Source organism: Desulfothermus okinawensis JCM 13304 (assembly GCF_054654515.1).
In genome coordinates, this window is the sequence record NZ_BAAIEW010000001.1 from 14,775 (window position 1) to 28,769 (window position 13,995).

The following is a 13,995-nucleotide window of genomic DNA, read 5'->3' on the forward strand; positions in this document are numbered from 1 at the left end:
TTATGAAGTTTTTTATTCGCACCTTTGGATGTCAAATGAATGTTGCTGATTCTTTTTGGATTTCTTCATCCCTTATATCAAAAGGATTCAGACAAACTCATAGAGAAGACGATGCCGATATAATTTTGGTAAATACCTGTAGCGTCAGGAAAAAACCTGAGGGAAAATTATACAGTTTTTTGGGGAGGATACGTCCTTATTTAAAAAAAAATCCAAACCTTATAGTTGGAGTAGGTGGATGCGTTGCCCAACAACTTGGGGAAAAAATATGGAATAAGTTTCCCTTTGTCCGGTTAATTTTTGGTACAGACGGGGTATCCCATGTCCCACAAAGTATATCAAGATTAATCTCAACTCCATCACTAAAAATAAGCCTTTTGGAATTTAAAGATTATTATCCAGAACGAGAGATGGCAGTTGAGGATAGCCTGATTGAGGGTAATCCAGTTGCATATGTAAATATAATGCAAGGTTGTGATAATTTCTGTGCCTATTGCATAGTGCCTTATACCAGGGGGAGACAAAAATCCAGAAAAAATAGTTTAGTAATAGATGAATGCAAGAGACTGGTGGATGCTGGAGTAAAGGAAATAATGCTCTTGGGTCAAAATGTAAATAGCTATGGAAAAGATAGATATGGTGATGGAACAAGTTTTGAGGAGCTACTTATAGAAGTATCTAAAATAAAAGGATTAAAAAGGATAAGGTTTACAACCTCTCATCCAAAGGATATTTCTAACAGGTTAATTGAACTCTTTGGAGTTTTGGATAACCTTTGTCCATCTATTCATTTGCCCTTGCAGGCTGGATCAAATAGGATATTAAAACTAATGGGTAGAAAATACTTAAAAGAAGATTATTTACAAATAATAGACAAACTAAAAAAAGTGAGAGGGGATATAGTAATAACTACAGATCTGATAGTTGGTTTTCCAACTGAAACTGATGCGGATTTTAAAGAAACCCTGGATATGGTTAAAAAAGTAGAATTTGACAGCAGTTTTTCATTTAAATACTCTGACAGACCAGGCACAAGGGCTGAAATCATGGAACCGAAAATCCCTGAAAACATAAAGGCTACTAGGCTTAAAGAACTACAAGCACTGCAAGATAAGCTTACCATTAACTCAATGAATAGGTTAAAAGGCAAGATAGTAGAGGTATTGGTTGAAGGAAAAAGCTCAAAACAAAGGGAAGAAGGACCTATATCTTATAGGGGCAGGGAGCCTGGTGGCCGAGTAGTAAACTTTTTAGTGAACAGGGGAAACATAAATCCTTTGCCTGTAGGATCCATTGTGGATGTAAAAATCACAGAAGTAAAAAAACATTCTTTATTTGGGGAGGTGAAAAACTGACATGATAGAAATGAAGATATTTGGACTTGCCCTTGATGAGCAGTCACAAGTCCCAATTTTGATATTAAAGGATATTGAGGAAAAAAAAGTGTTGCCCATCTGGATAGGCGCCATGGAGGCCATGTCAATATCTATTAGCCTAAACAAAATTACCATGGCCCGTCCACTGACCCATGATCTTATGGTCAACATATTAGAGACAATGGGGGCAAAAATAGAAAAGGTGTGTGTAGTTTCCCTAAAAGAAGGAACATATTTTGCTGAAATACATATAGAACAAGATGATACTGTGTATGTTATTGACTCAAGGCCATCTGACGCCATTGCCCTTGCAATAAGGTGTGATGCCAAAATATATGCCAATGAAACCCTTCTTGAGGAGTTAGAAAAACACCTTAAAAAGGAACATGAAGTTGTATTAAAGGATCAAGAGGCAGAGAAGTGGACAGAATTTTTAGAGCGTCTTGGAGATGAGGAATTCAAATACAAAATGTAACAAATTTTGGATAGAAAAGAGATGATTGATCTACACACACATACAGTTTTTAGTGATGGAGAACTAATACCAGCTGAATTAATCCAAAGGGCAAAAACAGCAGGTTACAAAGCCATTGCCATAACAGATCATGTGGACCACACAAACATAGAACACATCTTAAAGATGGAGTTAGAAGGTATTAAACAACTCAAGGTGGCTAGCTCTCTGGATGTTTTAGTTGGGGTGGAAATAACCCATGTACCTCCCCCTTTAATCCCTGAGCTCATTGAAAGGGCCAGGAAACTTGGGGCTCAAATAGTGGTGGTGCACGGAGAGACCATTGTTGAACCAGTTGAAAAGGGAACTAATCTTGCTGCCATTCAAGGAAGAGCCGATATTTTGGCACATCCAGGTCTTATTAGTGAAGAGGAGGTAAAACTGGCTGCAGAGTTGGGAATCTATTTAGAAATAACAACAAGATCCGGTCATTCTCTAACAAATGGTCATGTGGCAAGAATGGCAAAGGAACATGGGGCAAGGCTTGTCATAAATAACGATGCCCATTCACCAAAAGACTTGATCTTTGTAGAAAAAAGAAGGCTAATTGCAATGGGAGCAGGAGTCACATATTCAGATTATTTGGAAATGGAAAACAATTCACAATCTATTTTAAAAAACATCTTAAACAGATAAAACCAAAGGGACCAATATGGGAATAGAGTCTACCACAGGGATATTTTACCTGATTCTAAACACTACTTTGGTAGTTAAGATAGTGTTGGGAATCTTAGGTTGTATGTCCATTATTAGCTGGACCATTATATTTTATAAAACAATCTCTTTCTTTAAGGCAAAAAGAGAACTTGAAAGAGATATTGATCTAATAAAAGAATCAAAGGATCTCGCATCCTCTTTAAAAATACTTAGAACAAGACATACTTCCTCGTTATATAAAATTTCCATAGACTGCTTAAATGAAATAAAACAAATTGAAAAATCAAAAATAAGCGACTTAAAAAAGCCAGAAATAGCATCTCAGTCAATAGAAAATACCATTAATAACCATATATCAGAAAGTTTACTTGACCATTCCTCATCCCTGTCCTTTCTAGCCACTTGTACCAATTCTGCTCCATTTATAGGACTGTTTGGAACCGTATGGGGAATTATGCATTCATTTCACTCAATTGGTCTTCAAAAAAGTGCAGGTTTAGCCACTGTTGCCCCAGGCATTGCTGAGGCATTAATAGCAACGGCTGTTGGCCTTGCTGTAGCTATTCCAGCATCTATAGCATATAACACCTTTATCTCAATATTAACCAATATTGAGAATTTATATATTAGATATAAAAATATTTTTATTAATATGGCAAAAAGAGAATTAGCGATATTTTCAGCGCCAACTATAACAAAAACTGAATAAAAATGAATTCAAGGTTTCAAAACAAAAAATACATAGCAGAAATAAACGTTACACCTTTTGTAGATGTGATGCTGGTATTACTTGTAATTTTTATGGTCACTGCACCTCTTTTAGTTCAGGGGATTAAGGTTGATGTCCCAGAAACAAAAACTGTACGTACATTAAAAAAAGGAAGAGATAAAATTATCATAACTATAGATAAAGATAAAAATATATTTATAGATAAATATAAATTAGAAATTGATAAATTAACCAACTATTTGAAAAAAATAGTTTTAAATAAAGACCAAATGGTCTTTTTAAAAGCAGATAAAAATATCCCATATGGTTTTATTGTGAAAATAATGGGGTATATTAAAGATGCCGGAATAGAAAAACTTGGTATAATTGCAGAGCCTGAAACTAAAAATAACAAATAATGCGTTTTATAAGCTTACTATGTTCACTCATCCTACATATAGCAATTATTTATATTGCCACATTTATTACACAAAACCGGCTTAAAGTTGATTTAGGTAAGACTCACACGTATAAAATAAATATTATTAAACTTCAGCCCCGAAAAGAAACAAAGACCAAAAAATTTTATATTAACAAAAAGAAGGTAAAATTTATTAAAAAGAAATCATTTGTTAATACATCAAAAAAAAATATAGTTAAAATTCCTTTAAAGAGAAAAAAAAGGCTTAAAAAACGACCTTCTAAAATAGATATAAAAAAACAACAAGAAAGATTAGTAAAAAGTGCTCTAAAAGATATCTTAAGCTCCTTAAAGGAAGAGGAAAAGAAAGAAAGAATTATTGAAAAGGAAATAAAGTCAATTTCTAAAGATGTAAATCAACAAGAAGATATAACCACAGAAGAAAGTGAAGACACCGTTGAAAAATATAAGGCAATTGCAGAGATAAAAATAAAAGATAATTGGAGGTATCCAGTTAAACAGCCCAATTTGTCTGCAGAGGTAGAGATAGAAGTTGATAAAAATGGTAATATATTAAAGACAAGATTTATAAAATCATCTGGAAATTCTATATTTGACAATTCTGTGTTAAGGGCAATAAAAGAAACAGAAAAATTGGATGCCCCTCCTGTGACTTTTATGAGGAAAAATAAGATAATTGTAATCAGGATTACATTTGGAAGAGAAGGAAAGAAATGAAGAGAATAGGGACAATCTTTCTTATAATTTATTTGTGTATATTTATAACAAATAGGACATACGCTCAAAATAGGGTGCTACATTTAAACATTTATGAGCCAGGACAACCAAAATTAAATATCACTGTAATTCCACCTATTTTTTTGGGTAAACAGACAGATTACACGAATGCAACAAAGGAAATCATAGATAAATTTTATACAGTATTCTTAAACAACTTATCATATTTACCTTTTTTAAATGTAATAGATGCAAATGAAATCATTGGTGGCATAAATATAAATGGAGTTACTCTAAATAAAATAGATTTTGGTAAATTTATCCTAAACAAAATAGATCTTCTTATTACAATTGGATGGAATATTGTTGAAAATAGGAACCTGAAAATCGAGATAAGATGCTTTGATGTATACACACCTTCCCTTTTTCTGGGAAAAGGATATATATTAAATAAGGATGAGCAAACATATCTTGCTGCAAACAAGTTTTGCGGACTTTTTATGAAAAAATTAACAGGAAAATCAGGGTTTTTTAATTCCAAGATTGCATATGTGAAAAAACTTGAAGATGGCTCAAAAAATATATTTATCTCAACACCCCAGGGATATTTTCAAAAACAGATTACTTTTTTTAAAGGAATTGTTTTGTCTCCAGCCTGGTCCTGGGACGGTAAAAAACTGGCTTTTACATATTTGTCAAATGGACACCATAAATTACTGCTATGGTCAATAGATGGAACATTAAAAGACATATTCATACCAGGAAACACAATAATTTCACCGAGTTTTACGCCCAATGGCAGAATCTGTGTGAGTTCAGATATGAAGGGAAATCCAGATATATATTTACTAGATGAACATTTCAAAGTAGAAAAGGCTCTAGTGAACTCTTGGGCAATTGATATCTCACCTAGTTTTGATAGAAGTGGTCAAAAAATGGTATATGTATCCAGTATTTATGGAAATCCTAATATATTCCTCTATGATTTTAAGGCAAAGAAAACTATCAGAATAAGCTATATGGGTAAATACAACACCAATCCCTGTATAAGCGATGACGGCAAATATGTAGTCTACTCAACCCTAACAGAATCAGGACATAGAATTGTTTTATGTGATCTGGATACATTAGAAGAAAAACTAATTACAAATGGACCAAAAAATGACGAACATCCTGTATTTGGTCCTGATGGATATTTTATAGCATTTACATCAAACAGGACAGGAATTTATAAAATTTACATAACAACAAAGGACGCAACCCTTCCAAGGGTAGTAAATACAGGAAATGGGGAAGCTACATCTGTAGCATGGAGTAAAACACCTTTTTGAATTTATAAGGAGGGAGTTTATGTTGAAGAAAGTATGTTTTCACTTGATTGGACTACTAATTATAGGATTTTTAATGGTTGGATGTGCAAAGAAAAAAATTACAAGTTACCCTCAAGCAAATACTCAGGAGACAAAAAACACAACTCTAACACAAGAGGATCTGACAAAAAAAACTACCAATAATATGAAAGCTGGAGTGACCCAAAATGGTAAAATAGATGAGTATACTGTTAATTCACAGGAATTAAATTCTGAAAATGTAACAAGTACATCAAAAAAAATTGTTTTACCAGAAAATGACAAAAAGGAACTTAAAAGGATGATTCACTTTGCATTTGACTCCTATGAATTAAATAGTGAAGCAAAGGATATTCTCAAAAAAAAGGCTGAGGTGCTCTTAAAATATCCCTCAATTAAATTGATTATTGAAGGCCATTGTGACGAAAGGGGAACAGAGGAATATAACCTTGCACTTGGTGAAAGACGGGCAAGGGCAGCTTATGAGTATTTGATCTTACTGGGTATTGAAGCAGATCGTTTGAGTATAGTTAGTTATGGGGAAGAAAGGCCACTTGACCCCAGGCATAATGAAGAGGCATGGGCCAAAAACAGACGAGATGAATTTAAAATTATTTATTAATTAAGGGGGGGTATATGCCTATATTTGAATTTAAATGCTTAAAATGTGAACATATGCAAGAAATTATAGTAACCAGCTCGACCCAGCAAATAGATATAAAGTGTGAGAAATGTGGTAGTAAAGATATGCAAAGGGTAATTAGCCGCACATCTTATATAATGGGATCAGATGGTAGTAGTAGAATTACTTCCACTACAAAACAGTGTGGTCCTCAAAATAGCTGTACCACATATGAAATTCCGGGTTGTTCATAATAACCATGGACTAGGAGTTACAAAAAATGAATATCAAAAACTATTTTTTTGCACTGTTATTATCATTTTCTTTCTATGGATGCGCTATATTATGGTTTGGAGCAGGAGCTGGAATAGGTATTACAGGATATAAATACCTTAATGGACAACTAGAATTTACCTGTAGTAATTCAATGGACCAAGTTTATAAAGCAACAAAGCTTGCATTTAAATCACTAAAAATAGAATTGTTATCAGAATATAGAGACGCACTTGAGGCTAAAATCACAGGTATAAGAGGTAATGGTGATAAAGTAAAAGTAAAACTTAAAAACATAGAAAATAATAATACATGGGTTGGAATAAGAGTAGGGTTGTTGGGAGACAGAGAAGTATCAAATATATTAAGAAATAAGATATTATTTTTCCTAAAAAACTAAAAAATTCGGTAAAGAAGGTGCTATGATAGAGGTAAAGGACTTAAGCAAATACTATAATAATTTCTTAGCGCTAGATAAAATTAGTTTTCAGGTGTCGAATGGAGAAATAGTAGGACTCTTGGGACCCAATGGAGCGGGAAAGACAACGACCCTTAGATTACTTACTGGATATTTAGAACCCAGCTCAGGTTCTATTAAAGTTAAAGGCTACAAAGTGCCAGATGATTATGTGGAGATTAAATCAACTATGGGTTATCTACCTGAATCTGTGCCAATTTACAAAAATTTAATGGTTTATGAATACCTTACATTTGTTGGATCTCTTAGGGGAATAGAGAAAAAACAACTCATAAAACAAATAAAAACAGTTGCAACCCGTTGTCAGATTAAGGAAATCCTAGATAAGGATATAGGGGAGCTATCAAAGGGACTTTTGCAGAGGGTGGGTATTGCAAGTGTTCTTATTCACGATCCAGAAGTCTTGATTTTGGATGAGCCCACAACAGGTCTGGATCCAAATCAAATATTGGAAATAAGAGATCTCATAAAAGAAATTGGAACAAAAAAAACCATTATATTATCAAGTCATATCTTAAGCGAAGTTGAAGCAACTTGTAGCAGGGTTATTATTATAAATAAGGGTAAAATAGTGGCAGATGGGTCCCCAGCTGAACTTAAAGATATGTATCTAGGAAAAACAATAATAGGCCTCTCACTCAAAAATGCAAATTTTGAGGAGGTACAAAGTAATTTTCAAGAAATAGAAGAAGTTACAGACATTAATTTAATTGGAGAGAAAGACTCTACGTTAGATTTGGAGCTGGTTTTGAAAAGCGACGTTAGAGAACAAATTTATAATGTCATAAAGGAAAGAGACTGGACAATACTTGAGTTCTATAAAAAACAGACATCCCTTGAGAAAATATTTAAAGAGATCACCACGGAGAACTAGTATGCGCAGGATAATATCAATATGTAGCAAAGATCTAAAAGACTATTTTTATTCACCAATTGCATATATAATAATTTCAATTTTCATTCTAATAACTGGTTGGTTTTTCTTCTCAACTTTTTTTATAATAAATCAGGCCTCTCTCAGGGACTTTTTTGAACTGCTACCAATTACAATGTCCTTTATTGTCCCGGCTATTACCATGAAAAGCTTTTCAGAAGAATTTAACATAGGATCATATGAGATATTGGTTACTTTTCCTGTAAAATTGATCCATATAATCCTGGGAAAATTTTTATCTATATGTGTTTTTATCATGTTTATGTTAATCCCAACCCTGTTTTTTCCAATTAGTATAAGTTTTGTTGGAAAATTGGACTGGGGACCAATAGTCTGTGGATATATTGGTGGTTTTTTACTTGGAATAAGTTATGGCTCCATAGGAATTTTTGCATCTTCTCTCACAAAAAACCAAATAAATTCCTTTATTGTGGGAACATTGATATGTCTTTTACTGAGTCTTCTGGACAAACTCCTATTCTTTATGCCAGAGACAATTATTACAGTTGCCAATTATTTGTCATCTAATTTTCACTTTCAGAATTTTTCAAAGGGTATATTTGATTTAAGGGATATTGTATATTTCTTAAGTATCATTTTCGTATTTTTGTATGCAACAAATATTTCACTTTCATATAGGAAATAGATAAAGTAGGAGTCTGTCTATGGTAGAAAAATATATTAAATTCACTCTCTATATAATAATAGTAATTTTAATAAATATGGTTTCTCAAGATCACTTTTTTAAATTTGATACCACTAAGACAAAAATGTATTCACTTTCCCAAAAAAGCATAAAAGTTGTATCTAATCTTAACGAACCTCTCACCATAAAATGTTTCTTTAGTAAAGATTTGCCTCCACCATATAATGTAATTAGAAAATATTTAAAGGATTTACTTGATGAATATAGTAGCTATTCAAATAACAATTTTAATTATGAATTTTTAGACCCAAAAAATAAAAATTTCCAAAAAATCGCATCTGAATATGGAATAACACCTGTTCAAGTACAGGTAATAAAAAAAGATGAATTAAAATATCAGAGTGTTTACATGGGAATAGTATTAATACATGGAGATGCCATAGAAAAAATACCAGTAATTAATACAACTAATAGGCTTGAATATTTGTTGACCTCTTCCATGGAAAAACTAGTAAATAAAGTTAGTTATCTTTTGGCACTTAAGGGACATATAACGGTCAATTTGTATCTATCTAAGAATCTTTTTAAGATAGCTCCATATTTAGGAATAAAAGATTTACCTAATTATCCAATTAAACTTAAACAATTGATTTCTGATTTAAATAAAAAATATTACAATAAATTAGCATATAATTTTATAGATTTAAATATATCTCCTTCCAATGAAAAAAACTTAAATAAAATGGGAATTCAGATCTTAAAGTGGCCAAGACTAAAAGAAGTTAATCTTGATTCTGGCCAGGGAGGGCTAGGATTAGTGCTACAGTACAGAGATGAAAAAATTCCAGTAGTACTACTTAGAGTTGTAAATCTTCCAATAATTGGGACTCAATATATTTTAACCCAGGTAGATGACTTAAAAGAAATTTTAGATACTTCTATTCAGTCATTGTTGCATATTAACCAGTCCATAGGATATCTTACCAGCCACGATACATTACCCCTATACAGCAGTCCTTTTGGACAAGTGTCATCTGCAAATAATTTTAGGAAATTAATTTCAGAATGTTATGACATAAAGGAAATTGACTTAAGTAAAAACATACCTTTAAATCTAAAAACACTTATAATCGCAGGACCTAAAAAGAAATTCACAGATTATGAATTATTCTTAATAGACCAGGCCCTCATGAGAGGAACCAATCTCGCAATATTTTTAGATGAGTTTAAACAGTTACCAGGAAGGCAATCAATGCTAATTAGAAATGAAACTGGAATTGAAAAGCTCCTTAAACACTATGGAATAGAGATAAGACCATCCATTGTAATGGATAAAAACTGCTTTAAACAAAGACTTCCAAGGGAGCAAGGTGGAGGTGCAAGACCTATTTATTTTGCTCCTATAATTAAATCCACAAATATTAACCACAAATTAAAATATCTTCAAAATATAAATGGACTCGTTATGCTAAAAAATTCACCCATTGATCTAAGAAAAAATTTTCCAAAGAAACTAAAAGCCAATTTGCTTTTTACAACTTCAAATTCTTCATGGGAAGTAAAAAATATTCAAACACTAAATCCATTATATATATACCCGCCTAAAAAAGACAAAATGCATAAATATCCCCTTGCATATTTAATAGAAGGTGAATTTGAGAGCTACTTTAAAGATAAACCTATACCTACAAAGGAAACAGATGATAAAAAGAAAGATAGTAAAAAGAATAAAGTAAATAAAAATAAAATTGAGAACGTAGTCACTGAAGGTACTAAAATAAATAAAGGCAGAGGTAAGATATTTTTAATTGGTTCATCAGATATTTTGACAGATTCAGTAGTAGATACACAAGGAGATACTCCCAATTCCATATTTGTAATGAACATAATAGATGTTTTAAATGATAAAATAGACAGGGCTATATTACGGTCTAAGACTGAAGAATTTAATCCATTAATTGAGACGTCAGAAACTATAAAAACACAAATAAAGGTATTTAATATCCTCATACTTCCAATAATTATAATTTGCTGTGGATTTCTAGTAAATATACTCAGAATTAGAAAAAGAAAAAAAATAAAGCAGTTATTTGCTTAAAAAAGGAGATCCACATATGAAGAAATATATAGAATATATTGTACTAATATCAATTATATTGGTTCTAAGTACTATACTGTATTTAGATAAAAGCAATAAAATTCATTATAAATTACCGTCTATTCCAAAAATAGAAAAAAAGGATATTAATAAGGTAGTGCTTAGTAAAGGAAAAAATAAACCAATAGTACTGACTTTAAAAAAAGATGTTTGGATTATAAACAATAATCCCAAATACAAGGCGGATTCGAAAAAAATTGAATTTATTTTAAATGATATATCAAAGTTAAAATTAATGTCTATGGTCTCCAGGGGAGAAGATTATAGAAGATATTCACTTGATGATAAAAATAAGATACAGATATGTGCATGGTCAAAGTCCAAACAACCATTTTGTTTTAGTATAGGAAAACTATCACCTAATTATAGCTCAACCTATGTAAAATTAGATAAAAACCCTGCTATATATCTAGCACAAGGAAATTTAAGGTTAACATTTGACACAGATCTGGATGAGTTACGTGATAAACATATACTTGCATTTAATGTAAAAGAAATAGATCAAATAAAAATAAATTTTAAAGGCACAAGTGTTACTATAGAGAAAGATAACGGCAAATGGACATCAAAGGAAAAAATTAGGGATAGCAATGTAAATGAGTTGCTTCAAAAACTTCAGACAATTGAATGTGAATCCTTTTTAAAAGACCATAAAAATGAGCAAATAGGGAAAAATTACCTTAAGATAGAATTGATTACTAATTCTAGCACACATTTTTTAAGACTACAAAAGATAAAAGATAAAAATACAAATAAATTTATTGGATACTCCAGTAATTTGCCTGAGAAATTCATCTTAAGTGAATATGTAGTAAAAGATTTGGAAGGGATTCTGGAAAAAATTCTCAATAAAGAGAATAGATGAGCTAACAAAACCCCTAATACAATTTGAGCCTGTAACATTATTTGTGTAAATACGCATTATGTTTAAGTTAGGATTTAGAGCAAATTAATTCTATCCTCAAAATAAATATAGAGCTGAAATAGATTTTTGACCGACTCCTTATTATATTATTGGTAATTTGTGATAAGATAACCTGAAAAAAATGAAAGTCCTGTCATTGTATTCCATACCACATTCACGATGTATTTTTTCATAATGATTCCCTGTCTAAAAGGGGCCATAGGCCCCATATTTTAACCTTTTACTTATTGGGTTAAGCTGATTTTTGGGTTGTAATTTGATATAAAACCATTTTTGTCTGCAACTCCAATTAAAAATACTGTCCCACCTGGGAAATGGCCATTGTTTGTGGACCCCCATTCTGCATGATCATGCACTGCCCACCATCCCCTAATCTTGGGCCTTAAAATCAAATCTATAGTCTGCCCTGGAAAGCTCGGAACAGTATTGAGATAATAGGGAGAACTCAAGGTGTTTCCATCAATGGCAACTACAAGGACCTGCATCCCATGAAAATGGAAATAATGAGCCACATTCCCTGCATTAACAAATCTAAGTCTTACAGTTTCTCCAATTTTTGTCTTAATGGGATCAATTAAAGGATAAGCATGGCCATTAATCATATGGTACTTATAAGATGGCTTTTTTATTCCCTTTAAATAAGGAGATTTATATCCTCTTTTAATTGCACTTTTATACTCATCTACACTTGTAAATACTTTTTCTTCTTTTCCCATTTTTTCTTCTTTACTATGCATTTTCACCATCATGTTTAACATCTTCTCCTGCCACACAGGATCCACACTGTCCACAATCATTAATATATCTTGTTTAACATTATATCTTTAAGACCATGCCAGTGGATTGTATGTGGAAGTGGAGTTTTATTTATTACTTTTACTTCAACTATATCTCCCTCTTCAACATCAATTAGTGGTCCAGGAATTTGATTATTAATTAACAAAGATTTAATTTGAACATCAGGCAATAAACTCCACTTTCCAATGGTTATATTAAATGTATATCTATGTACCTTAGCTATACCAAGTGAACAGCTATATATTAATCCAATTAAAGCAAATATAATAATTTTTTTCATAAAAAATCTCCTTTATTCATGAAGTGTGATTAACTTCTAACTCTCAAAAATCTGGCATTTATTGCTACAATCACTGTACTCAAGGACATAAGTACAGCACCTATAGCGGGACTCAACAATATCCCATACTTATACAATACACCTGCAGCTAAGGGAATTGCAAAGGCATTATATCCAGTTGCCCAAATTAGATTTTGAATCATCTGACTTGATCATTGATAGTTTTAAATACAGGTTTAGATTCTCCAGTGATCATTGATTCATTTACTGAAGTTTCCCCTTTAACTACAATCCCATCTACAGGAATCTTTTCCCCAGGCTTAACCAATACCTGATCTCCTGGATTTAACTCCTCTATTGGAACATCCAAAATCTTACCATTCTCATCCACCTTGTGGGCATCTGTGGGAAGTAATTTGGCAAGCTCTTCTAAGGCCATTGACGCGCCCATAACTGACTTCATTTCTATCCAATGTCCAAGGAGCATAATATCTATAAGTGTAGCCAATTCCCAGAAAAAGAATTTTCCAGATAACCCAAAAACCACCACAGTGCTATAGAGATATGCAACCAAAATAGCCAGGGCTATAAGGGTCATCATCCCGGGAAGTCGCTTTTTAAATTCATCCACCATGCCCTTTAAAAAAGGATATCCACCATAAAAAAACACCAATGTTGAGAGAACCCACAATAAGATAACTCTGCCTGGAAATTTAAGGATCTCGCCTAGACCCAAAATTTTTTGAATCATAGGTGAAAGTAACAATATAGGTATTGTGAGTATCAAGGAAATCCAGAATCTTTTACGAAAGTCCTCTACCATATGGGCGTGATGATGGTGATGCAATGCCTTATCATCCATGACCATTTCCATGGTTATGCGTCTTTCCCATATCATGATGGACATGAGACAAATGGGATGTGTGGTTATGATCCCCTGGCAACTCTATACTATCATGATGAGTATGCTCATGATTTTCATGGTCCATATGGGTAGAGTGCATCTCAACTGGCTGGTGTTCTTGCATCTTTTGTGTATTGTTATCGTCCTGTTCATGTTGGTCATGGTGTGTCATCTCCCCCCCATTTTTTAAAATTGTGTGAAAATTCATGAAAA

General features: G+C 32.4%; 19 protein-coding genes. 14 read left to right on the top strand and 5 right to left on the bottom strand.

The annotated features are described in order from the left end of the window. The first annotated feature begins 2 nt into the window (after positions 1–2). From miaB to ACYQ0O_RS00120, 14 genes are read left to right on the top strand one after another with little or no spacing between them, the layout of a single operon-like run. Positions 3–1,355 carry a tRNA (N6-isopentenyl adenosine(37)-C2)-methylthiotransferase MiaB gene (gene miaB / locus ACYQ0O_RS00055; protein ID WP_459889468.1) on the top strand — a complete coding sequence of 451 codons (1,353 nt, stop codon included), beginning with the start codon at positions 3–5 and terminating at the stop codon, positions 1,353–1,355. A 1-nt stretch (position 1,356) separates the two neighbouring features. Further along, positions 1,357–1,851: a bifunctional nuclease family protein gene (locus ACYQ0O_RS00060; RefSeq protein WP_459889470.1), complete on the top strand. Its 495-nt coding sequence runs from the start codon at positions 1,357–1,359 to the stop codon at positions 1,849–1,851. 21 nt (positions 1,852–1,872) lie between these two features. Then, the gene (locus ACYQ0O_RS00065; protein ID WP_459889472.1) at positions 1,873–2,526 is read left to right on the top strand and encodes a histidinol phosphate phosphatase domain-containing protein; all 654 of its coding nucleotides are present in this window, start codon (positions 1,873–1,875) and stop codon (positions 2,524–2,526) included. A 16-nt stretch (positions 2,527–2,542) separates the two neighbouring features. After that, on the top strand, positions 2,543–3,256 hold the full coding sequence (locus tag ACYQ0O_RS00070; RefSeq protein WP_459889474.1) for a MotA/TolQ/ExbB proton channel family protein: 714 nt from the start codon (positions 2,543–2,545) through the stop codon (positions 3,254–3,256). A gap of 2 nt (positions 3,257–3,258) precedes the next feature. Next, a complete protein-coding gene (locus ACYQ0O_RS00075; protein WP_459889476.1) occupies positions 3,259–3,675 on the top strand; it encodes an ExbD/TolR family protein in 417 nt (138 codons plus the stop codon). Continuing rightward, entirely contained in the window at positions 3,675–4,415 is a 741-nt protein-coding gene (locus ACYQ0O_RS00080; RefSeq protein ID WP_459889478.1) for an energy transducer TonB, read from the top strand. The genes ACYQ0O_RS00075 and ACYQ0O_RS00080 overlap by 1 nt, the downstream gene beginning before the upstream one ends. Next, positions 4,412–5,746 carry a translocation protein TolB gene (locus tag ACYQ0O_RS00085; RefSeq protein WP_459889480.1) on the top strand — a complete coding sequence of 445 codons (1,335 nt, stop codon included), beginning with the start codon at positions 4,412–4,414 and terminating at the stop codon, positions 5,744–5,746. The genes ACYQ0O_RS00080 and ACYQ0O_RS00085 overlap by 4 nt, the downstream gene beginning before the upstream one ends. Positions 5,747–5,765: 19 nt before the next feature. Continuing rightward, positions 5,766–6,386 carry a peptidoglycan-associated lipoprotein Pal gene (gene pal, locus ACYQ0O_RS00090; RefSeq protein ID WP_459889482.1) on the top strand — a complete coding sequence of 207 codons (621 nt, stop codon included), beginning with the start codon at positions 5,766–5,768 and terminating at the stop codon, positions 6,384–6,386. 14 nt (positions 6,387–6,400) lie between these two features. After that, positions 6,401–6,640 carry an FmdB family zinc ribbon protein gene (locus ACYQ0O_RS00095; RefSeq protein WP_075067928.1) on the top strand — a complete coding sequence of 80 codons (240 nt, stop codon included), beginning with the start codon at positions 6,401–6,403 and terminating at the stop codon, positions 6,638–6,640. Between the two features lie 26 nt (positions 6,641–6,666). Beyond that, positions 6,667–7,059 carry a DUF3568 family protein gene (locus ACYQ0O_RS00100; RefSeq protein WP_459889484.1) on the top strand — a complete coding sequence of 131 codons (393 nt, stop codon included), beginning with the start codon at positions 6,667–6,669 and terminating at the stop codon, positions 7,057–7,059. 22 nt (positions 7,060–7,081) lie between these two features. Continuing rightward, a complete protein-coding gene (locus ACYQ0O_RS00105; protein ID WP_459889486.1) occupies positions 7,082–8,011 on the top strand; it encodes an ABC transporter ATP-binding protein in 930 nt (309 codons plus the stop codon). 1 nt (position 8,012) lies between these two features. Continuing rightward, positions 8,013–8,717: an ABC transporter permease gene (locus ACYQ0O_RS00110; protein ID WP_459889488.1), complete on the top strand. Its 705-nt coding sequence runs from the start codon at positions 8,013–8,015 to the stop codon at positions 8,715–8,717. Positions 8,718–8,736: 19 nt separating this feature from the next. Continuing rightward, positions 8,737–10,815, top strand: a complete 2,079-nt coding sequence (locus tag ACYQ0O_RS00115) for a Gldg family protein (RefSeq protein WP_459889490.1) — start codon at positions 8,737–8,739, stop codon at positions 10,813–10,815. A 16-nt stretch (positions 10,816–10,831) separates the two neighbouring features. Further along, the gene (locus ACYQ0O_RS00120) at positions 10,832–11,740 is read left to right on the top strand and encodes a DUF4340 domain-containing protein (protein ID WP_459889491.1); all 909 of its coding nucleotides are present in this window, start codon (positions 10,832–10,834) and stop codon (positions 11,738–11,740) included. A 284-nt stretch (positions 11,741–12,024) separates the two neighbouring features. Here the strand turns inward: ACYQ0O_RS00120 and ACYQ0O_RS00125 are convergent, their stop codons facing one another. The 5 genes from ACYQ0O_RS00125 to ACYQ0O_RS00145 are packed head-to-tail and all read right to left on the bottom strand — an operon-like array spanning position 12,025 to position 13,990. Next, positions 12,025–12,597 carry a multicopper oxidase domain-containing protein gene (locus tag ACYQ0O_RS00125; RefSeq protein WP_459889493.1) on the bottom strand — a complete coding sequence of 191 codons (573 nt, stop codon included), beginning with the start codon at positions 12,595–12,597 and terminating at the stop codon, positions 12,025–12,027. Then, entirely contained in the window at positions 12,597–12,878 is a 282-nt protein-coding gene (locus ACYQ0O_RS00130) for a multicopper oxidase domain-containing protein (RefSeq protein WP_459889495.1), read from the bottom strand. Before ACYQ0O_RS00130 ends, ACYQ0O_RS00125 begins: the two co-directional genes overlap by 1 nt. Before the next feature lie 29 nt (positions 12,879–12,907). Further along, positions 12,908–13,081 carry an HAD family hydrolase gene (locus ACYQ0O_RS00135; protein ID WP_075067920.1) on the bottom strand — a complete coding sequence of 58 codons (174 nt, stop codon included), beginning with the start codon at positions 13,079–13,081 and terminating at the stop codon, positions 12,908–12,910. Further along, positions 13,078–13,752 carry a P-type ATPase actuator domain-containing protein gene (locus ACYQ0O_RS00140; RefSeq protein WP_459889497.1) on the bottom strand — a complete coding sequence of 225 codons (675 nt, stop codon included), beginning with the start codon at positions 13,750–13,752 and terminating at the stop codon, positions 13,078–13,080. The genes ACYQ0O_RS00135 and ACYQ0O_RS00140 overlap by 4 nt, the downstream gene beginning before the upstream one ends. Next, positions 13,733–13,990, bottom strand: a complete 258-nt coding sequence (locus ACYQ0O_RS00145) for a hypothetical protein (protein WP_459889499.1) — start codon at positions 13,988–13,990, stop codon at positions 13,733–13,735. Before ACYQ0O_RS00145 ends, ACYQ0O_RS00140 begins: the two co-directional genes overlap by 20 nt. Positions 13,991–13,995: the final 5 nt, after the last annotated feature.